Genomic DNA, 24,341 nt, shown 5'->3' with positions numbered 1-24,341 from the left:
TTAAAAAGATTTTCCTTGTAACTCTTGCTACAATCGCCACTCGACAACATAGACCTTATTTATGGAGAGTAACATGTCTTTTAAATTCCCTATTGAAGCTGCAATATTTGATATGGATGGTTTATTAATCGACTCTGAACCATTTTGGCAGCAAGCAGAACATGAGGTCTTTGCTGAATTAGGCGTCGATTTATCCCTTGCATCGGCAATGCCCGATATGGTTGGGTTAAGAATAAATGAAGTCATTGATTTATGGTATAGAGCATCACCTTGGCAAGACGTTTCAAAACAAGAAGCAAAACAAAAAATGGTTTCTCGTGTTGTCAAATTGGTTGAAGAAACAAAGCCACTATTACCGGGTGTTGAACATGCCTTAGAGCTTTGCAAATCATCGGGGTTAAAAATTGCACTTGCTTCAGCATCTCCTGATTTTATGCTTGAGCGTGTACTTGAGTTGTTTAATATTCGTCATTACTTCTCAGCCGTCGTGTCTGCTGATGAATTACCACACAGCAAACCACACCCTGAGGTTTATCTAAACGCAGCTAAAGCACTTAATCTTGATCCTATCCACTGTGTCTCATTAGAAGATTCTCGCAATGGTATGATTGCTTGTAAAGGCGCAAGAATGCGCTCTATCGTTGTACCAGCAACAGAACAATTTAATGATAAACAATGGGGCTTAGCTGATGTAAAAATTGCATCACTCAATGAGCTAACACAACTGCATTTATTAGGCTAATTTCCATAAATAAAAAGGATATCTTGCCTTGTCAGATATCCTTTTTGTTCTATTTTTAATGTTTATCGCCTCGCGAGCCATTTTCTACTTTTAAGTATTCCTTTTATATATTTTGCTTACTGCCATTCGCTGTTATCTCACTTTTTAGTTTCTTATCCTAAATTCGATCATTTTTAAATCAATCAAATAAAATATCCCCGTTATTCCTTAATATTTAAGACAATTTTTATCTTTTTTGTCTGTTAGTTATCGTCAAAACCTTTTATACTTCATTACTGTATAAATGAACAGCAAACGAACAGATATGGAATGACAGCAGAAGGACATCTACTTTTTTCTGTAGCAACACTTGTGTTAGCACAGAAGCTTGAAATAACGCCAGCTCTTGCTGATGGTGATTGGTTTCACATGATCCCTGCTGTCTTATTAGGCTCACTTCTACCTGATTTAGATCACCCTGGCTCTATTCTCGGACGATTATTCCGTATTATTTCTCTGCCGCTATCAAAGCTCTGTGGTCATCGAGGTTTTACGCATAGTTTACTTGCGTTTTGTGGTTTAGCTATTTTGTGGGAAACCCAAGTTTCACCACGTTGGGATATTTCTGCCGATATCTTCCATGCCCTTTTATTGGGTTATCTTAGTCATCTCATTGCAGATATGTTAACTCCCGCTGGCGTTCCTTTCTTGTGGCCTTTGAAAATACGTTTTGCATTACCTATTTTAGGTAAAAAGAATAATAAAAAAGGCGAGAGATTTATCTCTGTTTTGATCCTTGTTGGCGCACTTTTTTTACCTCCACACCTTACTGTTACACTGCCTTCGCAAGTCAACAACTGGTTACAGATGTACCACGATAAGCGCACTAATTTTTAACACCCCCTGACAAAACCCTACATTTTTCTATTTATTTATAAATTCTTACATCTTTTTATGCCTACTTTCCTTGTTTTTATAACCAAACGATTATATAAAATAATAATTAATTATAAAAAGTTATTAACAATCCTGTTACCATATAACGAATTGATGCTGTTATATCCTTTCTTATTACCTAAGAACTCATATCGCATCCAATCGTTGAAATTATATAAATAAAGATCTCGTTGGAGAGTTAAGATGAATTTTCCGTTAATCATTAACGTACTCGTCTTTGTTGTGCTATTACTCATCTTGGCTAAATTAAGTCAACGTCAGTGGAGCCTTTCAAAGAAAGTTCTTGTTGGTTTAGTTTTTGGTGTCGCTTTTGGACTAGCACTACACGCATTTTATGACTCACACGATCCTATTATTAAAGAATCTATTCTTTGGTTTAATATCGTGGGCAATGGCTATGTACAGCTGTTACAAATGATCATTATGCCATTAGTATTTGCCTCTATTCTTAGTGCTGTAGCTCGTTTGCATCAAGCATCATCACTAGGAAAAATCAGTGGCCTAACTATTGGTACACTGTTATTTACCACCGCTATTTCTGCCTTAATCGGTATTGTTATTGCTAACCTATTTGGCTTAACAGCAGAAGGCTTAGTACAAGGTGAACAAGAATCACAGCGCTTAATTGCGCTTGAACAAAATTACATGGGCAAAGTTTCTGACTTAACGATGCCACAGCTTATTTTGTCATTTATTCCTAAAAATCCATTTGCTGATTTAACAGGTGCAAGCTCAACATCGATTATTAGCGTTGTTATCTTTGCAACTTTCTTAGGCATGGCTGCATTGAAATTACTCAAAGAAGACCAGCCTCGTGGTGAGAAAGTTTTAGCCGCGATTGATTGCCTACAATCATGGATCATGAAGCTGGTTCGCATTGTTATGATGCTAACACCTTATGGTGTAATGGCTCTGATGACTAAGGTTGTTGCAAGCTCAAATATGCACGATATCATTCAATTAGGAAGCTTTGTTGTTGCCTCTTATGTTGCTATTGGCTTAATGTTTGTTGTTCATGGATTACTTGTCAGCTTCACGGGTTTAAACCCTATTAAATTCTTCAAAAAAGCGGGACCTTTATTAGCATTTGCATTTACAAGCCGCTCAAGTGCTGCAAGTATTCCGTTAAATATTGAAACTCAAATTAAACGTGTTGGTGTTCCTGAATCTATCGCAAGCTTCTCATCATCTTTTGGTACAACCATTGGTCAAAATGGTTGTGCGGGTATTTACCCTGCGATGTTAGCTGTTATGGTTGCGCCTACCGTGGGAATTAACCCATTAGATCCAATGTGGATCGCAACTTTAGTGGCTATCGTGACTGTTAGCTCTGCTGGTGTTGCTGGCGTGGGTGGTGGTGCAACATTTGCAGCCCTTATCGTTTTACCTGCAATGGGCTTACCAGTGACATTAGTTGCTCTGTTAATCTCAGTAGAGCCGTTAATTGATATGGGACGTACAGCATTAAACGTTAGTGGCTCAATGACAGCGGGTACAATCACCAGTCAAATTATGGGACAAACGGACAAAGCAGTCTTCAACCAAGATGAAGAAACTGAACTTACCGTAAAATAAACGTTATCTACCTCTATTGATAAAGCCAGTTCATTTGAACTGGCTTTTTTTTGTATCTATATTAAGTTACCTATCTTCTATCTATGCAATTCACCAATATCAATAAAAAACCTATAAATATAACAAGGTAAAATCGTGCAAAAAATTATGCGAGTTTTACGTAAACTCTATAAATATGAAAATAGCCAATATGATCCAGAACGCCAAGTTTCACTGTATCCCCTTGATATTCTTTCAGACAAAGACCAAACCTTATTATCTGAGGCCAATTGGCAACCTAATATCATAGAAAAATTTGCTGATCACACTGATGTTATTTCGAAATTAAATAGCTTAAAGAATGATCCATTACTCACCCAAAAGCGTTGCTTAGATGCTTTTGTTGCGGGTGTTGGAGGCAGTTATCTTAGAGGTCGTTCTGTTCTAGGGGCTTTTCATAAATTACAAAATCTGCCATTACATAATTATGAAGAAAAACCTCAATATGCCTGCTGTTGGGTTTGTCGTGATGGGGATCAGCAAAAACATATTAATGACAGCTATTTTCAATATTGCCTCTATTACGGTAATTCTTATACGGGCAATCCTTCCTATGCTTACTTGAATTTAAAACATCTACTGACCGTCGCTCCAGTCAGTCCAACACTCGCAGATAAAGAGATCTTTAAGCAATTACTCCATTTATTACGCCAAGCTCCTGAAGATGAAACTCCGGGTAAGTTTGAAAAGCGGTTAAATGAAGCTAAATTAATTTCTGGTGATAAATATACCAAACGAGGTATTTTGCACTCACTTGCCTTAGTTGGTGTTATTCCCAATGCCTATATTCCATTATCTTTGGATCATTGGGCTAATTTCGGCGATATTACCATTGCAGAAAATCAACTTAATAACACAAAAGGTCGCTCTGATATGGAAATGCCGTGGGCGGGCTGGAAAGGCAGTCTTAAAATTGATGAGGAAAAAATGGTGACATACTTTGGCGAGTATTTAGATTAAAGCCCTATTCTTCACAAATAGAAAGCGCCCAATACTTTCATATTGAGCGCTTTAATTTTTTGAGAGTTGGCGATTAAACTCTCAATCTTATTTCAGATACTCACCATTGCGCAGTGCTTCAATACGCTTATCTAATGGCGGGTGAGATAAAAATAACTCGCTGAATGACTTATTACGGCCATTAATACAGAAAGCCATCATGCTACTTTCTTCTTGCGGCTCGTAACTCGTTTTCAAACGTTGTAATGCAGCTATCATTTTCTCACGGCCAACAAGCTTTGCAGAACCAGCATCCGCATGGAATTCACGATAACGAGAGAACCACATTGTAATAATGCTGGCAAGAATACCGAATACAATTTCCAGAACCATTGAAACTCCCATATAGACCCATGGGTTTCCATTGCTATTTTCACTCTCTTCATCATTAGAAATAAAGTTAGCAACAAATTGAGCGATGATACGAGAAATAAAGATAACGAAGGTATTCACAACACCTTGCAGCAAGGTCATGGTTATCATATCACCATTAGCAACATGGCTAATTTCGTGGGCAATAACCGCTTCTGCTTCATCACGGCTCATACTAGCTAACAAACCAGTACTCACGGCCACCAGCGAAGCATCACGACGAGCACCTGTCGCGAACGCATTAATATCAGGTGCGTCATAAATTGCTACTTGTGGCATTTTAATACCGACTTGTTCAGATTGTCGTCTTACCGTATCTAATAACCAACGCTCTACTTCTGAAGTTGGGTTTTCAATAACTTGACCACCCACTGAACGTAATGCCATCCATTTTGACATTAATAGTGAAATGAATGCACCACCAAAGCCAAATAAGCCCGCCATGATCATCAAGCCTTGAACACTACGACCTTGTATACCTGTTAAAGATAAGATGATCCCAAAAACAAACATAACGGCTAAGTTTGTTAACAGGAATAAAGCAATTCTCATCATATTGATACTGTTCCTATTTTATCTAATTATCACATTGCTAAAGCTGTCTTATAAATAAGGCTTTTTCAGATTTTATCAAGCCTTTTAACTTATTTAATATTAAAAACGATATAACTTTACATTTTGATAAAAAAATAGCCAGTGAACACCTAATATTAGGCATCATTTAAAACTTAAATATAAAGTGTGATTGATAATAGATGATATGAATTTTCTGTTTTGTCGAACGGAAGGAATTTATTTAAGAAAGGCTTGTATTGTTTAATATCATAACAATGGGTTTACCATAAAAAAACAGCGCAAGTTGGCATATAGACGCCATCTTTTACGATAATCGATAGAGCAGCTATCTCTGTATTTTTATGCACGACTCACAATGTATGCAAGTCGTGCATCTGATACGAGCAATAAACTCAATTAACGCTATAGATTACATTTTAAAACGATATGTTGTTGTCATAGAGCCAGACAATGAGTGAGCTCGTTGTGAGTGACCATCATAAAGTTTTGGTGTGGTATAGTCGTTTTCTTGCTGGTGGTGCCAGCCAATACCACCGCTTAAAGAAACAGAAAGATTTGCGGTTGGTTTCCAGTAGCTAAATAAACCAAACTGTCCTTGTTTTAATCTTTCGCCAGAATAGCTGAATTCACTATAGTTGGTACGCGCGCCAATAGACAGCTCTTTGCTAACTCTGTATTCAGCTTCCAATGCACCCATAACCTCACCATCACGTACATAGTCGATATCTGCGTAAGCTGGTGAGTTAAAGCGTCCACGGGTATTACCAATTGGGTTACGAGCAAATTGACCAACACCATTAGCTTTTTCTGCATCGGTATACGTCACGCCTGTACGTAATGTCCATGGTGACTCAGGAATACGCCATTCCATAGTACCTGCAAAGTGCCATGCGTCATTATCAAAGTTACGTTTACCCTTATTGGCATCACTTAATGTACGTTTACCATCACTGCCGTAATCATGATAATAAACAACACCGCCAACAGTAACATCTGAGGTTAATTTATATTTTGCTTCTAAACCATGTTGACGGAATACATCATCCGCTTGACCATAGAAATAAAATACTTTTAACGGTTTGGAGTTGTAGTTAATGCCACCCGTAAGAACATGATCGATATTATGTCTAACACCATTACCATCACTGAAATACATTCTGTCGATATTTGGGCTATCACGACGCATTACTTTTCCGTCAAGGAATAGTAAATCTAAGCTCCAGTCGCCCATTGCTGTATTAGTTGCATAACCATTGTAGCTGTTTAATGATAAACGCTGTGAGTTTGTAAAAATACCGGTATTTTTCAGTGTAAACCACCCTGCTTTACCGTTAATTAATACAGGATCTAAATCGAATTTAACTTTTGCAAAACGTTGACCAATTTTGTTATAGCCTTTTGCATCGCCATCATCATTATATAAAATTGCACGAGAGGCGAAGTCTTTACTTGCACCTAATTTGATACCACCATAATAAGAGACATCAAATCCTAGAATGCCACCTAAATAACCTGATCTGAAATCAGCTTGGAAGTTTTGCCCCCAAGCATTAGCAACTTGCTTTCTGTAGCGTTGCTCTTCTTTATCAAAACGGTTTTCAGTTTTCAAGTATTTCCACATATTGATTGTAGAAAGTTCAAGTTCTGAATCTGAAATAAACGCACTTTCTTTAATTGAGTCTTCCCAATTCGCAGCATTAGCAGCGCTTACCGCTAAGAAGCAAGGAGACAACATAAACAATACTATTTTTTTTACTTTCATTTAAATGCAACCTGGTTAATAAATATTTGAATTAAGTTATACTGACTTATATTCAGCAAGTTTAATAAAACACCATTTCTTTATTTAGCTAAAAAATAACCTTTGATTAAATTTATAGTTGCACCATTTTCAAGCAATAGAGTCATTTTTTGGCGTAAAAAATCCAATATGGATATCTCACCATATTTATATTCACTTATTTTTTTGCAATAAAATCCTATAAGCAAATTATAGATTATTTGCCTTTAGTCATTATCCCTTACGTAGAGAACCTTACTCTGAAAATATATTATTTTAGTTATGATATGTTGCTCTAAAAATATATTTTTGAACTTATAGAATAAAGATAACTCATCATTTAGGTAAGATTTTAGCTAACGCGTCAATATCCAAAAATGACGCAAATATTTCATAATCTGTATACTATAGTAATCTTATGTCAATTTTAGAGATCATTGTCACAACATGTTACATTTATTACAATAGATATGCCTTCAAATGAGATCTTAATCACAATAAATAATCCCTTTATCTTTTCATTCCACTTATTAGATAAGAAACTCACTTCTTATCTAAAAATTAACCTAGTATTCTCTCTATAGCTTACAAAACTTATTCAAGATATATTTCGAATTAAAAATTAAGTGACATAAAGTAAAATTTAAATATCCATTTATTAATAATTATTTATATTACTGGTAACTTAATATAGTGAATAACTAAAAATATGAAGGGTCCTATCCAAGAAGATATTATTGGTTTTGTTAAGAAGATTTTTGATGAAAAGCCTGATGAGCATTGATTGGCAATGATAATCTTATATCTTGATCAATATAAATACAAAACCCCCCAGCAATTGGTTATCCAACTATTGGGGGGTTACTTTAAGTATCCGTTGTTATAACTGATAACTTAATTTAATAATTTCTTAGGCTTAAGCACTTTTGAGAGATCAACCGCGATTGCAGCAGTTTCATCTAAATAAGGATCTGGCCCCTCATAATCCTTAGGCAAATCATCGAGTGATTTCAACGCAGGCTTACCCTCTAATTTAAAACGCTCATTAATGCGGTTTAATTTAATGGCTTCCAGCTCTTTGTTTTCTTTCTCTCTTTCAGCGAAGTTTAAGATAACAAATTTATCTTCACCTTTTGCTTTAGCATCGTTATAACGCTGAATATCAGTAAAGATATATGAAAACTCTCTGTCATTTGCAATACGCTTAGTATGCTGTTCAGTTAATGGTGCTAACGCCGCTTTCAGCTTGTCTGAATACTCAGATAGCTGATAGCTTGCTGGAGAGATACTATCCCAAGGCAATGCGTTATCTTCAAAACTTTCACCCATTTCAGCACTATCAAAGCTTGGTAACAGCAAATCAGGTGTTACCCCTTTAAGTTGAGTACTACCACCATTAATTCGATAGAATTTTTGAATAGTGTATTGCACTGAACCTAAACCAGGCCAATCAGGGCTTAGCATTTGATCGTAAACACGGGTTAATGGGCGATATTGCTGAACTGTTCCTTTACCGAACGTTTGCTCACCGACAATTAATGCTCGTCCGTAGTCTTGCATTGCAGCAGCAAAAATTTCAGAGGCAGAAGCACTAAAGCGATTCACGATAACAACCAGTGGCCCTTTATAATACACGACATCATCTTTATCGAAATCTTGTCGTACACGACCATTATTATCTCTGACTTGCACAACGGGACCACTTGGAATAAATAATCCTGAAAGTGAAATCGCCTCGGTTAATGCTCCACCACCATTGCCACGCAAATCAATGACTAAAGATGAAACATTATCTTTCGCCACTTTTTGTAACTGTGTTTTTACGTCATTGGTTAAGCCAACATAGAAGCTTGGAATATCCAAAATTGCAACTTTATCACCGTTAATTACTTTTTCAGTTAGCTTAACAGCTCTGTCTTCTAAACGGATTTGCTCTCTGACTAAAGTGATTGTTCTTGGTTTAGCGCCTTTCTCATCAGAAATAACTTCTAATTTTACTTGGCTACCTTTCGGCCCTTTAATCAAAGCAACGATATCATCAAGTCGCCAGCCGACAACATCAACCATCGTTTTATTTTGTTGCCCTACAGCAATAATTTTATCGCCAACTTTCAACTCTTTGCTTTTTGCAGCGGGACCACCCGTTACCATAGAGTTGATCATAGGATAATCATCATCCATCTGTAATACAGCGCCAATGCCTTCTAAGGATAGACTCATTTCAGAATCAAAGGCTTCGGTATTTCTTGGTGATAGATAACTTGTATGAGGATCAATTTCGCGGGCGAATGCCGACATAATGATTTGGAAAACATCTTCGCTTTGGCTTTGCGTTTGACGACGTAATGCAGCTTTATAACGCTTAGTGAGTGTCTCTTTAACTTCGCTATCTGTTTTTTCAGATAGTTTCAGCGTTAGCCAATCATATTTTACTTTTTCATCCCAAAGTTTATCTAGCTCAGCTTGAGTTTGCGGCCACGGCGCTTTTGTTCTATCTAACTCAAACTTATCTTGACCAGTTAAATCTATGGGTTTATCTAGGCGGTTTAAAGCATATTGAAAACGTTCAAAACGTCTTTTTTGCGCTAAATTAAAAAGATCATAAAGGGGCTGAAGCTCACCTTTTTTCAGATATTCACCTACTTTGGTTTTTTCTTTATCAAATTGGGCAATATCTGATGCTAGCAACACATTGTGGCTATAATCTAATAAATTAAGATAGCGATTAAAAATCTTTTCAGAAAAGCTCGCATCTAGCGAGAACTGACGGTAATGAGAGCGTTCAAAACGAGAGGTTACTCGCTCGCTCACGGTAGAATGCTGTGGCTCTTGCTTTAAGTCGGGTAACTGATCAATAGTTACCATTGCTGGAGTGGCTGGTTTTTCAGCCATCACAACAGAAGTGCCTGTTAACGTTAATCCGATTGCAAAAGCCACATTTAAAAGTTTGTTCATGCTCTGGTTGGCCTCCGTATCAGAACTTTAAATGTTCCGTGCGTACATTCATTGCCAAACCGTTAGGCAATTGTACACGTACACCCTCTTTCGCTATCTCTAGCACTGTCGCGTCCATCACGCTGCTACCAACGTTAACTTTCAGCGATTGACCAACAGTAAGAACTGATGTGTCTTTCACTGGAATTAACTTTTCAGTATTTTGGCGTGGTGGTGCTTTACGAGGTGCTTGAGTCGCTTTTTGAGGACGAGGCTGCTGTTTTTCACCCTCTTTAGGTGGCTGACGACGCGTATTATTTGGCTTTTTCGCTGCCGGACGTTTGCTGGTCTCCTTATCACCTTCAGCTTCGCGCTTCTTAGCACGTTGTTCTGCTCTCTGAGCTTGAACGCGCGCCTTAGCTTCTGCTAATTGTGTACGAGCATGTTCAATATGCTCAGCTTCCAGTTCGCCGCAGTCATTACCATTCAAATCGACACGTTTTGCTCCTTCTTTAACTCCATAAAGGTAGCGCCAACTTGAGGTATATAAGCGTAATGCCGAACGTAACTGTGTTTTACTCAGTTGAGTTTCATCTTTTAGATCTTCAACAAGATCTTGAAAAATGCCAACTTTCAAAGGGCGAGCTTCGCCCTCAGCGATAAAACACTTAGGGAAACGTTCAGCTAAAAAAGCGATGATTTCTTTACTACTATTCAACTTAGGTTGATTTTCCATGAAATTTCCTGATTACAACGGTTTTGCCAACCAGCGCAGGCATGAACAAGCGACATTATAATAGTGTTGCCAACAATTTCTATGGCAAACGCCTGTTAACTTACACAAAATTCACAATATTTTGCTGTATGACAAGTTTTTAAATGCTCGCAGAGCACGTCACACAACGCTTTAAGCCCATTTTCATCTTTTTTATCAAAACGATCAAAAATAGGACTATCAATATCGAGAACGCCGATAATTTGTCCATTTACTTCTAACGGGAGAACAATTTCAGACTGACTTGCACTGTCACAAGCAATATGACCACTAAATTGGTGAACGTCGCTTACTCTTAAAATTCTGTTTTCAGAGTATGCAGTTCCGCAAACTCCTTTCCCAAAACCTATTCTGACACAAGCAATTTTGCCTTGAAATGGGCCAAGGACTAATGAATCACCATCATTAAGATAAAACCCAACCCAATTTATCGTATCTAACTTCTCGTAAAGAAGCGCGCTGGTATTAGCAAGTGATGCGATAAGATCATTTTCACCAGACAACAAGGCTGACAAATTATCAGTGAGTTCCTGATAAAAAAGCGATTTTGGCATCATTAAACCCTATTTGCGTAACTAAAATAGATAACATACTCGTAATTTAGCCTATTTTATCTTGAGGTTGAATACTCCATTTTCAAGAATTGGGTAAAAAAACGATAATATTCACTTAACACCCACAAAAAAAATCAGACACTTTGTATTGTAAAATGAAAGGCATAAATATAATAAAAATGATAACTTGTGAACCATTGAGTATAGGTACTTTTTTTTAGCTTAATCAAACGATAACTCTTGAGAAAACCAACTTAGGCGAATTAACGAGCAACATAGTGAACAATATCGCAACAAAGGAAAAAAAATCAATACGCTGTCAGGAGTGTGATCACCTCGTGACACTACCTCTCACATTGAAGCGTGGAGAGGATGCCTATTGCCCACGTTGCCAAGCCAAACTCGCATCTTATCGATATTGGTCATTAACTCGTCTACTTATTCTCTCTATTACAATGCTTATTTTGGCATCAATAGCATTTACTCAGCCACTAATTAAAATTCATCTATTAGGCACGATGATAACGGCGAATGTGCTTGACGGTATTCGCATGATGTCAGAGCAAGGCTCTCCTCTTACAGCAACGATGGTAGCTTTTTGTGCTATTGCTGCACCACTTAGCCTCCCCATCGCTATTTTATATCTTCATTTAGGATCTCGCTTACGCCTTAATCTTCGCCCAGTCTTATTAATGTTAGGGAAATTAAAAGAATGGGTAATGTTAGATGTCTATTTGATTGGTCTTGGTGTTGCAACAATAAAATTAGGTGATTATGCAACCGTCTATATTGGCAATGGCTTAATTGCTTTTGTTTCTTTAATGATACTCAGCTTATTAATGCTAATTAACATTAATATGGACCAACTTTGGCAACGCTTTTATCCACAAAAAGAAATAGAAAAAAGCCCTGCGACTTGCCATGCTTGTCATTATCATTTTAAAAGAACACCATCAACACACTGCCCACGTTGTAAATCTTGCTATACCCCAAGACAACCAATGAGTTTACAAAAAACATGGGCGGCATTAATTTCAGCAATAATTTTACTCATACCTGCAAATTTATTACCTATTTCTATTTTCTATTTAAATGGTCGACGTAGTGAAGACACTATTTTTTCAGGTGTGCTTTCCTTAGTGAATTCAGGCAATACTCCGATCGCAGTTATTGTTTTTATTGCCAGTGTTTTTGTGCCTTTTTTCAAAATTATAATTATGCTGGGCTTATTATTAAGCATTCATTTTAATTCTCGTATTGACCCCCTACTTCGAATGAAACTATACCGTTTTGTCTCTTGGATAGGTCGATGGTCAATGCTTGATCTCTTTGTGATTGGGCTGATGATGTCATTGATTAATCGAGATCAATTGATGACTTTCACAATGGGACCAGCGGCTTTTTATTTTGGTACTGCGGTTATTCTTACTATCCTTGCCGTTGAATGGTTGGATAGTCGTTTACTATGGGATACTTATGCAACAAGAAGAAAACGACGTTCAGGACACACAAGCCCAAATACGCCGTAAGCGTAAAATTTCGACATTTTGGCTACTCCCTGTTATCGCCATTTTTATTGCTAGTTGGTTGCTTTTCCAACATTGGCAAGATAAAGGCGTACAAATCACGATTGATTTTCAATCCGCATCAGGAATTGTCTCTGGCAGAACACCTATTCGTTATCAAGGCGTTGATGTGGGTCTTGTTAAAGATGTCACTTTAAGCGATGACTTACGTCGAGTTATTGTTACAGCTGATATCCGCAAAGATCTCGCGACTACACTGCGCAAAAACACACAGTTTTGGTTAGTTACACCTAAAGCCAGCCTTTCTGGCGTATCTGGGCTCGATGCTTTAGTTGGTGGTAACTATATCAGCATGTTACCGGGTGACGGTGAAAAGCAGTTTAAATTTATTGCTCAGGAAGTTCGTCCTCAAGCTAATATTGATAAAAATCAGCAGTTAATAACGCTAACGACAGAGAAACTGGGATCACTCAATGTTGACTCTCAAGTTTATTATCGCCAAGTTCCTGTTGGTAAAGTATATAGCTATGCGATTCGCCCTGATAATCAAGGCATTTTTATTGAACTTAGTATTGATAAACAATACGCCCACTTAATTCGCCAAGATAGTCATTTTTGGAACGTCTCGGGCTTTCAAGGTAATTTCAATTTAAAAAGTGGCGTATCAGTGAAAATGGAAAGTGTTTCTGCTTTAATCAATGGCGCAATTGCGTTTGATTCCCCAGAAAACAGCCCTCCAGCACAAGAAAACCAGCAATTTGTTTTACAATCAGCAACCTCCGTAGATGCGGGTAAAGCAATATATGGCGAAGATGGATTAATCATTTCTCTAACCAGTGAAGAAAGTTGGGGCGTCGATGCAGGACAACCTATTCTTTTTAGAGGAATTACTATTGGACAAATCATTCAGCGTAATATGAGTGATGATGGGGTTATTTTTGATGCAATTATTGCCCCTGAATATAGACATTATATTTATGAAAATAGTAAATTTGTTGCCAATAGCCGAATTAACGTCAATATGGGTCTAAATGGCATTGAAGTTCAAGGTGCGACACCTCAAGAATGGCTTGAAGGAGGCATTCATCTTATTCAAGGTACTAAAGGAACACCTAAAGAACAGTATCGCCTTTATCGTAACGACTTTTTTGCTAAAGCCAGTGTTGATGGTAATGAATTACCCGTGACACTCACTTTAAAAGCATCAAGCCTTCCTGGGATACAAAAAGGTTCAGTGGTTCTTTATCATCAATTCCAAGTCGGTGAAATTACTGATGTTCGACCTTTAATGGATGAATTTGATATTGATGTTTATATTTCAAAGCAATATCGCCATCTGCTTACAGAAAAGAGTGTATTTTGGACTGAAGGGGCAGCTAAAGTCTCTGTTAATGGCTCAGGATTAACTGTTGAAGCAACACCACTAAATCGCGCATTAAAAGGCGCAATCAGTTTTGATAATTTCGAAAATATCAATAATAACGTTTCACGTTACAAACTCTATCCATCAGAAACTAGCGCACGAGCTATCGGTGCTCAAATTACTTTAAAAACATATGACGCAAGCAAACTCTCTGAAGGAATGCCTATTCGTTATTTAGGCATTGATATTGGACAAGTCGAATCATTAATCCTTTCACCAGATAGAAAAGCAGTGACTGTATCTGCTGTTCTCTACCCTGATTATGTCAAAACCTTTGCGAGATCAGGCAGTCGCTTCGCTGTTGTTACTCCCGAATTAACAGCATCAGGATTAGATAACTTAGATTCACTTATACAACCTTATATTAAAGCAGAACCAGGCAATGGTGGCGTATATCGTCAATTTGAATTGCAAACATCTAACATTACAGACTCACGCTATCTCGATGGATTAAACCTTGTGTTAAATGCCACTGAAGCGGGTTCGGTACAAATTGGTACACCAATTTACTACCGTGGTCTTGAAGTTGGCGCCGTAACAGGTCTTGAACTAGGAAACATGTCTGACAGAGTATTAATTCACATCCGTATTAGTAAAAAATACCAATACCTAGTTCGAAATAATACTGAGTTTTGGCTCTCATCGGGATATAACTTCTCGTTTGGTTTAACTGGCGGCGTTATTCGTAGTGGTACATTCAAGCAATTTATACGCGGGGGGATCACTTTTGCAACCCCCCCTTCCACACCATTACAAGCGAAAGCAAAACAGGAACAGAATTTCATTTTAAATGATAAAGAACCCAAAGATTGGGATGAATGGGGAACAGCAATACCTAAACCTTAAAAATTAGACAATTCTGCCCTATTTCAGATAATTTATTTAAAGCGGATCACAAAAAATGATCCGCTTTTTTTATTTCCAAAAAATATTTTGGAAATAGATTCCATTTATACTATGCTTAATTTTGTTCGGTCAAAAAGCATTCTTTAAAATAAATGCCACCAACAAAACACAACAGAACACAACACGACATCGCTTAATCCGGAGTTTTATTATGAAAAAGACAACGTTGAAAATTGCTTGCTATGAAATTGAAGATATTACTTTGAAACACTCTTCTGATAACCAATTAACTTATATTCATATTCCATGTGATTATGACAAAGAGTTTTGCATGCAATTAGATGGATGGGATGAAAACACAAGTATTCCAGCCCAATTAAAAGATAAAAATATTCTGCTTTATCGTCATGCTTATGATAAAGATAATCACCACTGGATCTTAAAAGTGGCATAACGAGATGCTAAAGCGAAATAACATAAAAAAAGCCAGATAAATCATTTATCTGGCTTAGGGAAATGGCTCATTGCGAGCCGTGCGCTAAAAAGTAATTGTTGATTACTGCATAAACAAAAATCGAGGACTAACTCAGACTTTTCTATCTCACAACCTACTGTTAAATATTAGCTAACAATATGTAAAGATCCAGTAAACAAACTAGTAGCACACCATTTTCTATTCAAAAAATCTTTGCTTTTAATTTTTATCATTTAAATCAATACGATAAAAATAAAAAATCTTAGTCATATTATCAATCACTTGATTAATTACTCTCACAGAGCAACTTAATCGCATTCTGTATCACTTCTACTGATTTTTTCTTTTCAGGTGCATTAGGATCTGGCAGTAAAATAACATCAATTAACTGTGCTTTTACTTTCCCACTTTCCATTTGTTTCATTGCAATTTCATTAAGTGGATACTGCATCAGTGTTGCTGGATTAATCACAAACCAAGCACCATCAGCACGGCAATTGAGCATCACTTCTTCTCGAGTAAATGGCCAATCGTCACCAAATTGAAGTTTACTGACCGTTGAAATAGGTGCCGCCGAGAATGCTTGAAAAGAGAAAAGCATTAACATTCCCGCTAATAAAAAACGTTTCATGTGGATGTCTCACTTAAGAAATTAGGTTTTTTCGATTATATAACAATCTATACGGGTGAGTTAATCGCAAAGATGGCTACAGTAAAAATAACCATTGTTCCAAGTAATAGTTCAAACCAACTATTTACTAGCAACCATTGAAAGTTATTTTTCTTACGGATATGAGGAACTAAGACATAACGATTGATTACAGCTAGGCCAAACATTAACACCACTAAGCTAATTTTAAGCCATAACATACTTTGATATTCAGATGATAATTGTACTGCTGGCCATTCTGGAATTAACATAACGGCACTGATAACACCAGTAATAATAACCAATAAAACAGCAATATGACCAAAAAGTGAAAACCGCTTCATTGTACTAATGATAGGTTTGATCATTCCATCTGCAAGCTCGTCTTTATTCCGTAAAAATTGCAAACAAGCGACAAATGGCCATAAACCACCAAACCAATAGGCAGCACTAATAAGATGAATACTTTGGTTAACTTTGTAAAATATCGCTTCTGATCCTGCAAACATGGCACCATGACCAATTGATGCATGTAAGATCAACATAATTGAAGCAACAATTAATAAAGAGAAGTTACGTATATAACGTTGGTGTATAAATAAAACGGCTAATGCAACGATTGCTAATACCAATTGCCATTGCCAAACTTGACCAAATGAAGTACCTAATACCGCTTTCCATATTTCGAATGACCAAGCGTCTTCCCATCCATTTCCCATAATACCAGATTGCACAACCATCCATAAATAAGTCGTAATAAAGACAGTGACAGTACTAATGGCTAATGCAGGGCGCAAACGGACTTGAATAAGAGGAATAAACTTATCTTTTGCAAGAATGGCAGCCGAGAAGCTCAGTCCGAACATAAACATGACTGCCACGAAATGGAAAAAACGGCATAAAATATAAACGTCTTCAGGTGTCATTATTTTACACTAAATTGATAAGAACCTTTTGTCTTGTGCCCATCAACAGAAACAACGTTCCAATTAACTAAATAATTACCTTCTGCTAAATCACTTTCTAAAGGCAATAATAATTTAGTGTTGTTAACAGGATCTAAACTCAGTTTTCCTACGGTAATTTCTTTACCGTCGCTATTAGTGACTTTAATTTTGCTAAAGGCTAATTCAATACCTTCAGAAAAGTCTAGTGTGATAACTTTAGGCGCTTGCGCTTGTTCAATAGCAGCACCTTCAGCAGGTAACTGTGATTTTAAGTGTGCGTGTGCTAATGCTTGTTGGTATGACATACCAAGGAATAAAACAGCAATAGCCGATAATTTACCCCAAGATGTCTTAAGTGTATTTAATGACATAATAACCTCTTAAATTACAGGTGATTTTTTTATTTATGAAAATATTTTATAGCAAATTTACGTCAAGATCTTCGCTTCTTGATATTAGAAATAAAAGGTTGTGAACTAACACTCAAAATATATGTTATTTAGACCAGTTTCTGTTTCAAATATCACCCATTTTTACACTTTGAGAAAATATAATACCCATATTGACAGTCTAAACAGTTCAATACATAACCAAATACAACTAAAAGTAAAATAACCACTCTGTATAAATAACATGGGGTAGGTATTTTTTAGGGTAAAAAACAGACAATGTAAGTAAGAGAAGAGATAAGAATAGCAACAATAGAAAGGGAGGTAATAGGTAATATAGAAGAATAAAAAACGCCCTGCTATTCATTCACAGCAGAGCGCAATAATTCATTTATTAATTTAGGCTATTTAAAGCTTTATTAATAATTAGACATGTGCAGATGTTGATAATGTGTTCAGATCTTTATCTAACAAGAATAAAGCTTTTCCACTGTCACCAACCATTGCTAATTTATCAAGGATTGATTTGAATAATTTTTCTTCTTCATGCTGCTCTGCAACATACCATTGTAAGAAGTTAAATGTTGAATAATCCTGAGTTGTCATTGCAACATGCGCTAATTTATTAATCTCAGATGTAATATGTTTTTCATGTTCGTAAGTTTTATCGAATAACTCAGATAATGATGAAAACTCAGCAGGTGGAGCTTCAATCGCCCCAAGTAAAGGCATTGCACCTGTATCACTTAAGTAATCAAATAAGCGGTGCATATGTTCCATTTCTTCACGAGAGTGAGCTTTTAAAAATTTAGCAGCCCCATCAAATCCTTTATCGTCGCACCAAGCACTCATTTGCAAATACAGATTTGCCGAATAAAACTCTAGATTTAGCTGTTCATTCAATTTGTTGATCATATCTTGATGTAACATATTTTACGTCCCTTGCGATGAAAATTAACATTATGGATATTATGCACAGTTAAAAATAAAAATATAGCTATTTAAGTGTGCTTTTATTTATTTTTTTCAATTAACTAGCCGTAATAAAAATAAAAACCAATCTCATTTGTAATATGTTTTAATACTATTAAAAAGCTAAATAGTATTTATTATCATTAAGACAAAACATGTATTTAATCATTGCATAAAACAACCTAACGCATTGAAATATATAAATATAATATTTAACTTTTGACTTTTAATTTTAGCTTTTATATTTATTAACTTTTTCTTTATAATCCAAGAAATTAAAATTAGCATTAAATAAAAATCATATTCCAATCATTAAAAAATATTCAAAAATAAGCTTTACCCTATATCAATAAATATATACAACGTAATATCTACAATAATCATCATTAGAAAAATAAAATATCCTTCTATTACTTGTTATCATTCCCTATTTTTTTATGATTTCTATTTGATATTGCTACATATTTATTTTTCAGACAGCAGTTTTTTTCACTCTTTTCACGTAAAAAAATACATAACTCTCAAAAAATAAAAATAATTCCAATTTTTGTGCAGTTTTTCATTTTGACTGATAAGATTAGTAGGTAACTCATATTTGTATGCACAAAAAGTTAATATAAAAGCCCTAATCATAATAAAAGGTTAATTAGGAGCCACTATGACAAAAACAGTGTTAGTACCCGTTGATTTTACAGAGCTTGGTTTATTAGACAAGGTTGTGTCTCATCTAAAAGCATTGTCTGTCGCTGACAAATTGAATATTCATTTTTTATCAGTCATTCCAAGTTATGAGTCTTTTGTCGGATTTGCATTCGCAGGCCAAGATAGACTAGCAAGTGACAAACAACGTATTGAAATTGCATTATCCACACTAAAAGAAAATTTATCGCACATTGATATTCCCAATAGTACAACTCAATTTTACGTGTCTATAGGCAATCCTCGCGATAAAATTTTAGAAACCGCAAAAAAAATTCAAGCAGAGCTGATTGTCATTGGTTCTCGTAATCCTGGTATGAAAACTTATCTTCTAGGTTCTACCGCATCTTCAGTGGTTAGTTACGCAGAATCATCTGTATTAGTCGTGCGTTAATCACCCACTTCCTGCTTCCATAAGAAATCTGGTATTCGTCATAAGCCAGATTTCTTATTATTTTCACCATAAAATCCATTCAAAATGATATTTTATTTTATCCTGTTTATTTTTAAGAGTAATTATTAAAAATATATTCTGAAGCAATAAGATAATTATTAAAAAATGGCTAGAAATACAGTCACTTTAATGCTTTTTATATAAACTCTTATATTAATAATCTCTTAATAAATTTATATTGTTCATGATGTTAAATTATGTAAAGATACTTTTCTATTAAGGCTAAATTTAATCAACAGAGTAAAAGGAATTAAAATGAATAAAGAACTTTCTGAAAAATGGCAAGAGCGTTTTTCATTTTTTGATAAATATGGCTCACCTAAAACGCCAGAATTTAAAGCTGCTTATAAAGAGCTCTCCTTTGGTAAACGTATTCTTATTGGAATGAATATCTGGGCATTTTTCTTTGGTTTTATTTACTTTCTTATTTTAGGTTTATGGCGCAAGGCATTAACATTATTTGCTATTAATATTGCCATTTTTACTATTATTGGTTTTTTACCTGTAAACAATGGTGTTATCAATGCTGTGGGTATCGCAGTTAACATTTTATGGGCGATAACAGCCAACTATGCATACTACTTAAAAGAAACCAAAAATGATCAAAGTTGGAACCCGTTCGAAGGTGTTCTGTAATAATAAAGGGGCAACGCCCCTTTATTTTCCCTTATATCTTTTTTTTTAATAACACTATATCCTCTTATCCTTATTTCATAGTAATTTTATCCATTACTCTATTTAAATATTTTCATCTAATTTACTAAAATAGAAAATAATGAAATAACACTAAAAGTTCGTTTTTATCTCAGAAGAGCACCTTGTTAATGCGCTATAATTCATTAACGCTAAATTGGGGAAAACGTATGTCTGAACACTTTCAAGGTAAATTTGAAGCTGAACTAAAATATCACCTTCAAAATCCACAAAATTTTATTAATGAATTAAAAAAATCAGGAGCCACATTATTTACACCTGAGAATAAAGAAACAGATTGGTACATGGAACATGATAATACTGAATTTTCAACTGCAACCATCAGTTTATGCGTAAGAAAAATGCTACCCTCAGGAATAAATCTTCTTATCGTTAAAGGCCCTGATTTATCACAATGTGAAGCCGTTCGCATCGAAGATGCAGAAAAAACAGTCTCTATGTTTACGACACTTGGCTACCATTGTATTCTCAATTATACAAAATCAAGAGAAATCTATTTTCTAGATGAGTTTCATATCACGATTGATAAACTAGATAAATTAGGCTCATTTGCCGAGTTTGCTATCATGACGGACGACCAAAGCAAACTATCACTCTACACGGATCAATTAAGACATTTAGCCGCAAAATTTGGTTTTACAGAAAAAGATCTTGAGAAAGATAACTATAAAACACTCATGTTAAACAACCTCAAATCATAAACAATTTTATTCAGTAAACATCTCTATAAAAATAATTAAAAACTTTCTCATCTAAGCATCGATATGCTATCAACAGATATTGATGCTTTGTCATTTCTAATGCTTTTTATCTTACCCACTAACAATAAAAAATGGGGTTTAAATAGAAGATTTATTTGAATCCTATATTTATTACATTTATCCAATAATTTTATTTTCCTTATCTTAAATAAACCTCACTCTTAGTCAAAAAATGTCATTTAGATCTAATTTTAAAGATATTTTTGCAATACCACTTATATTAATACACTGTTTTTACTAGAATTAGTAAAAAAATATATTAACAGGAGGGTTTATGCTTGAAAATTACCTTAATATCTTTATTAAGGCAACTTTTGTTGAGAATATGGCATTAAGTTTCTTTTTAGGAATGTGTACTTTTCTTGCTGTTTCTAAAGAAGTAAAAACCTCATTAAAACTAGGTCTTACTGTTACTGTCTTACTTATTATTGCTACACCTATCAACAACTTAATCTATCATTTTATCCTAAAGAAAGACGCGATAGTTGAAGGTATTGATCTTAGCTTTCTTAGATATATTACTTTTATTGGCGTTTTAGCGGCACTAGTTCAAATTTTAGAAATGTTTTTAGATAAATTTATCCCTTCACTTTATCATTCATTAGGGATCTTTTTGCCTTTATTGACTATTCATTGTGCTATCTTTGGTGCCACCATTTTTATGGTTGAACGTGATTACACCTTTACTGAATCAGTGATATATGGTGCAGGATGTGGCATAGGTTGGTTACTTGCAATTATAGCTCTCTCAGGTTTACGTGAAAAAATGAAATATTCAGACATTCCGAAAGGATTGAGAGGATTAGGGATCACATTTATCACAGTAGGATTAATGTCACTTGGTTTTATGTCATTCTCTGGCATTTCACTTTAATAACTTGTTTTTATCTTTAATATTATGTGAAATTTTCATACATCATTAGGATCATTCCCGATGTGATCTTTATTTATAGGCGGAGGGATTATAGCCCTTCCGCTTATAGCGATTTCGTCTGATTTCTTATTTTTTATCTATTGCAATCTTTTTATTTCTCTCTCATTTATAACGTTAAGTTCTCTTATTTGTTCTATTAAATAAACAAAAAATAATTTAATTTATTGCTGTTTTAATCATTATTAATTTTTTATTTTATAAATAGAAACACTGGCATTATTTAAATCTAATTGTTCAAAAATCAACTAGTCAATCACATAAAGTTAATAATAAATCAACAGGTTAACTATATTCCACGAAGGTGATCTCTTTTATATCATTTTTATTATTTATCTTTAACTTTTAATATTTAAGAAAAATTAATTAAAAATCAAAGTGTTACAAAACAAATAAATACATTTAATAAATTTATTAATCAGAACAATAAATAAGCATAAAGAATATTTATAAAATGCCGATACTATTTTTTAGTATTTGAAAAAATCAAAAGGATATATGGCATTAAATCAAAGAGTGACCTAAAAACATATTTTCATTTGTTTTTTAATTCTTTGTCTATACCAGTTACAGGAAGTAAAAATAAAACTTAAAAATCAATAAATTACACAGTTATATTTTTATGAAAAAGGAAATAACATTACATGTTTAAGAACTTCAAACAACGTTATTTGCCAAACGTCTCTTTTAATATGTCGAGTTTAAAAACAACCACCCTAGTTTGGCTTATTACAGGCTCTTTAATCTTACTTCTTGGGCTAGCTTGTGTTTTATTTCTCTCTTCAGTTAATGATTACAAGAGAAACTTAAACACACTAAATAATATCTACCATGAACAATCACTACTAAGCAATACTTGGGAAAATCTACTACAAACACGTAATACCTTAAATAGGGCTAGTTCTCGCCACTTATTAATCATTAATAAAATGGCTACCGCAAATACTGACATCTCCTCATTATTACAACAAACTAAAGAAAAACTTCAGCACGTTGAAAATGGATGGGAAAGTTTCAAGAATTTTCCTCATAATGTTGAAGATCAAAGTTATATACAACAATTAGAGCAGAAATATACTGAGCTTAATGCCGCGCTCATTGAATTTTTAGCCTTTCTAGAACAAGGCAAAACATACGAGTATTTAAATCAACCAACACAAACCTATCAAGACAATTTTGAGCAAGCCTATACTAACTATCATCAACAGCTAGAAAATTATTACACGGCTTCATTGGGTGAAGGAGAATTACTGTACGATAAAATTATTTATAGCTTAATCGCTATTTCAATATTAATTGTTATTTTTTCTTTCTTAGTTCAAGTTGTACTACGAAAAAACTTTATTTCACCTTTAAACGCTATAATGAAAAATATCGAAGATATTAGTAATGGAGAATTAGCGACCGATGTCACCACAAAAGGTCTATATGAAATAAATATTCTCACTGCCAATATTCAAAAAATGCGAGATCAGATAAAACGGATCGTCAATAACATCAATCACAGCTCAGGTCTTATTAATTCAGAATTAAGTGATATTGCTGTTATGAACAATAATCTTGCTATTCGTGTTGAACAACAGTCAGCAGCTGTACTCGAAACCTCCGCAGGAATACGACAATTAAGCGTTACATCAAAACAACATGCAGAAAATACACAAGCATCATGTGAGCTAGTAACAAAAACAGATACGATGATCCATCAAAGCAATGAAATGCTCGCTAACGTTGTTGAAAATATGCATGAAGTTGTCACGTTCTCTGAACAAATAAACGACATTACCTCTACAATCGATAATATCGCCTTCCAAACAAACCTATTGGCTTTAAATGCTGCCGTAGAAGCGGCAAGAGTCGGTGAACATGGAAAAGGTTTTGCTGTTGTTGCTAAAGAAGTAAGAGAATTATCTATTAGCTGTAATTTGGCATCAAAAGAGATAAAAGTACTTGTCGCTAATTCAAGTAAAAAAATAAATCAGTGTTTTCAGCTAGCCGCTGACGCAAACGATAATATGGTAGATATTTCTAAACATACTGAAAATATTAATGAAATGATCCACGATATTTCTATTTCTACAAATGAACAAAGTAATGGTATTGCCCAAATTGAAGATGCAATAAATCAATTAGATCAAACCACACAAGCTAACTCAACAATGACACGAGAATTAGTCAGTTCATTAGATTCTTTGCAAACACAATCAGATAGACTAAAACAAGAATTAACTGTTTTTCATCAGTAAATGTTAAGTCTACTCACAGCATAAAAGCTA

At 34.9% G+C, this 24,341-nt stretch carries 21 protein-coding genes; 12 read left to right on the top strand and 9 right to left on the bottom strand.

Annotation, left to right across the window (positions count from 1 at the left end; translation table 11 throughout):
• The first annotated feature begins 73 nt into the window (after window positions 1-73).
• The 4 genes from hxpB to JEP36_RS01685 all read left to right on the top strand — a co-directional run bounded on the left by hxpB (window position 74) and on the right by JEP36_RS01685 (window position 4,252).
• Window positions 74-742 carry a hexitol phosphatase HxpB gene (gene hxpB, locus JEP36_RS01700; protein ID WP_198619646.1) on the top strand — a complete coding sequence of 223 codons (669 nt, stop codon included), beginning with the start codon at window positions 74-76 and terminating at the stop codon, window positions 740-742.
• 309 nt (window positions 743-1,051) lie between these two features.
• Window positions 1,052-1,618 (top strand): metal-dependent hydrolase, encoded by a 567-nt coding sequence (locus JEP36_RS01695; protein WP_198619647.1) that lies wholly within the window; start codon window positions 1,052-1,054, stop codon window positions 1,616-1,618.
• Between the two features lie 243 nt (window positions 1,619-1,861).
• Entirely contained in the window at window positions 1,862-3,253 is a 1,392-nt protein-coding gene (locus tag JEP36_RS01690; RefSeq protein ID WP_198619648.1) for an L-cystine transporter, read from the top strand.
• A 135-nt stretch (window positions 3,254-3,388) separates the two neighbouring features.
• Window positions 3,389-4,252 (top strand): hypothetical protein, encoded by an 864-nt coding sequence (locus JEP36_RS01685; protein ID WP_311748536.1) that lies wholly within the window; start codon window positions 3,389-3,391, stop codon window positions 4,250-4,252.
• A gap of 87 nt (window positions 4,253-4,339) precedes the next feature.
• On the opposite strand, the gene htpX is transcribed toward JEP36_RS01685, so the two are convergent.
• The 5 genes from htpX to JEP36_RS01660 form a co-directional block, all read right to left on the bottom strand.
• Complete coding sequence (htpX, locus tag JEP36_RS01680; RefSeq protein WP_088495802.1) at window positions 4,340-5,218, bottom strand: protease HtpX; 879 nt, start codon at window positions 5,216-5,218, stop codon at window positions 4,340-4,342.
• A gap of 430 nt (window positions 5,219-5,648) precedes the next feature.
• Complete coding sequence (locus tag JEP36_RS01675; protein ID WP_198619649.1) at window positions 5,649-7,001, bottom strand: OprD family outer membrane porin; 1,353 nt, start codon at window positions 6,999-7,001, stop codon at window positions 5,649-5,651.
• Window positions 7,002-7,913: 912 nt separating this feature from the next.
• The gene (gene prc / locus JEP36_RS01670; protein WP_109372531.1) at window positions 7,914-9,974 is read right to left on the bottom strand and encodes a carboxy terminal-processing peptidase; all 2,061 of its coding nucleotides are present in this window, start codon (window positions 9,972-9,974) and stop codon (window positions 7,914-7,916) included.
• Between the two features lie 19 nt (window positions 9,975-9,993).
• Window positions 9,994-10,689 (bottom strand): RNA chaperone ProQ, encoded by a 696-nt coding sequence (proQ, locus tag JEP36_RS01665; RefSeq protein ID WP_198629806.1) that lies wholly within the window; start codon window positions 10,687-10,689, stop codon window positions 9,994-9,996.
• 95 nt (window positions 10,690-10,784) lie between these two features.
• On the bottom strand, window positions 10,785-11,282 hold the full coding sequence (locus JEP36_RS01660) for a GAF domain-containing protein (RefSeq protein WP_088495806.1): 498 nt from the start codon (window positions 11,280-11,282) through the stop codon (window positions 10,785-10,787).
• A gap of 278 nt (window positions 11,283-11,560) precedes the next feature.
• Between JEP36_RS01660 and yebS the strand changes: the two genes are divergently transcribed.
• The 3 genes from yebS (at window position 11,561) to JEP36_RS01645 (ending at window position 15,531) form a co-directional block, all read left to right on the top strand.
• Window positions 11,561-12,811: a membrane integrity lipid transport subunit YebS gene (gene yebS / locus JEP36_RS01655; RefSeq protein WP_198619650.1), complete on the top strand. Its 1,251-nt coding sequence runs from the start codon at window positions 11,561-11,563 to the stop codon at window positions 12,809-12,811.
• The gene (locus JEP36_RS01650) at window positions 12,759-15,077 is read left to right on the top strand and encodes a PqiB family protein (RefSeq protein ID WP_198629805.1); all 2,319 of its coding nucleotides are present in this window, start codon (window positions 12,759-12,761) and stop codon (window positions 15,075-15,077) included. The genes yebS and JEP36_RS01650 overlap by 53 nt, the downstream gene beginning before the upstream one ends.
• Window positions 15,078-15,288: 211 nt before the next feature.
• Window positions 15,289-15,531 (top strand): DUF1480 family protein, encoded by a 243-nt coding sequence (locus JEP36_RS01645; protein ID WP_023582410.1) that lies wholly within the window; start codon window positions 15,289-15,291, stop codon window positions 15,529-15,531.
• A gap of 307 nt (window positions 15,532-15,838) precedes the next feature.
• On the opposite strand, the gene JEP36_RS01640 is transcribed toward JEP36_RS01645, so the two are convergent.
• From JEP36_RS01640 to ftnA, 4 genes are all read right to left on the bottom strand, one after another.
• The gene (locus tag JEP36_RS01640) at window positions 15,839-16,183 is read right to left on the bottom strand and encodes a YebY family protein (protein ID WP_109372534.1); all 345 of its coding nucleotides are present in this window, start codon (window positions 16,181-16,183) and stop codon (window positions 15,839-15,841) included.
• Window positions 16,184-16,230: 47 nt separating this feature from the next.
• Window positions 16,231-17,127 carry a copper homeostasis membrane protein CopD gene (copD, locus tag JEP36_RS01635; RefSeq protein WP_198629804.1) on the bottom strand — a complete coding sequence of 299 codons (897 nt, stop codon included), beginning with the start codon at window positions 17,125-17,127 and terminating at the stop codon, window positions 16,231-16,233.
• Window positions 17,127-17,519, bottom strand: coding sequence for a copper homeostasis periplasmic binding protein CopC (gene copC, locus JEP36_RS01630; protein WP_023582413.1), 393 nt, complete (start codon window positions 17,517-17,519; stop codon window positions 17,127-17,129). The genes copD and copC overlap by 1 nt, the downstream gene beginning before the upstream one ends.
• A gap of 444 nt (window positions 17,520-17,963) precedes the next feature.
• Entirely contained in the window at window positions 17,964-18,467 is a 504-nt protein-coding gene (gene ftnA, locus JEP36_RS01625; RefSeq protein WP_075673382.1) for a non-heme ferritin, read from the bottom strand.
• 700 nt (window positions 18,468-19,167) lie between these two features.
• Here ftnA and JEP36_RS01620 point away from each other — a divergent pair.
• The 5 genes from JEP36_RS01620 (at window position 19,168) to JEP36_RS01600 (ending at window position 24,311) form a co-directional block, all read left to right on the top strand.
• The gene (locus tag JEP36_RS01620) at window positions 19,168-19,602 is read left to right on the top strand and encodes a universal stress protein (RefSeq protein WP_072062602.1); all 435 of its coding nucleotides are present in this window, start codon (window positions 19,168-19,170) and stop codon (window positions 19,600-19,602) included.
• Window positions 19,603-19,917: 315 nt separating this feature from the next.
• Window positions 19,918-20,298 carry a DUF2628 domain-containing protein gene (locus tag JEP36_RS01615; RefSeq protein WP_023582416.1) on the top strand — a complete coding sequence of 127 codons (381 nt, stop codon included), beginning with the start codon at window positions 19,918-19,920 and terminating at the stop codon, window positions 20,296-20,298.
• A gap of 188 nt (window positions 20,299-20,486) precedes the next feature.
• A complete protein-coding gene (gene cyaB, locus JEP36_RS01610; protein WP_232797438.1) occupies window positions 20,487-21,077 on the top strand; it encodes a class IV adenylate cyclase in 591 nt (196 codons plus the stop codon).
• Between the two features lie 334 nt (window positions 21,078-21,411).
• On the top strand, window positions 21,412-22,011 hold the full coding sequence (gene nqrE / locus JEP36_RS01605; protein WP_109372536.1) for an NADH:ubiquinone reductase (Na(+)-transporting) subunit E: 600 nt from the start codon (window positions 21,412-21,414) through the stop codon (window positions 22,009-22,011).
• A 701-nt stretch (window positions 22,012-22,712) separates the two neighbouring features.
• Entirely contained in the window at window positions 22,713-24,311 is a 1,599-nt protein-coding gene (locus JEP36_RS01600) for a methyl-accepting chemotaxis protein (RefSeq protein ID WP_198619653.1), read from the top strand.
• Window positions 24,312-24,341: the final 30 nt, after the last annotated feature.

The sequence above is a fragment of the Proteus sp. PR00208 genome (assembly GCF_016238545.1).
In the GTDB taxonomy this organism is placed as follows: Bacteria; Pseudomonadota; Gammaproteobacteria; order Enterobacterales; family Enterobacteriaceae; genus Proteus.
Note: the sequence above shows the minus strand (reverse complement) of the source record. Positions and strands in the feature narration are given on the sequence as shown.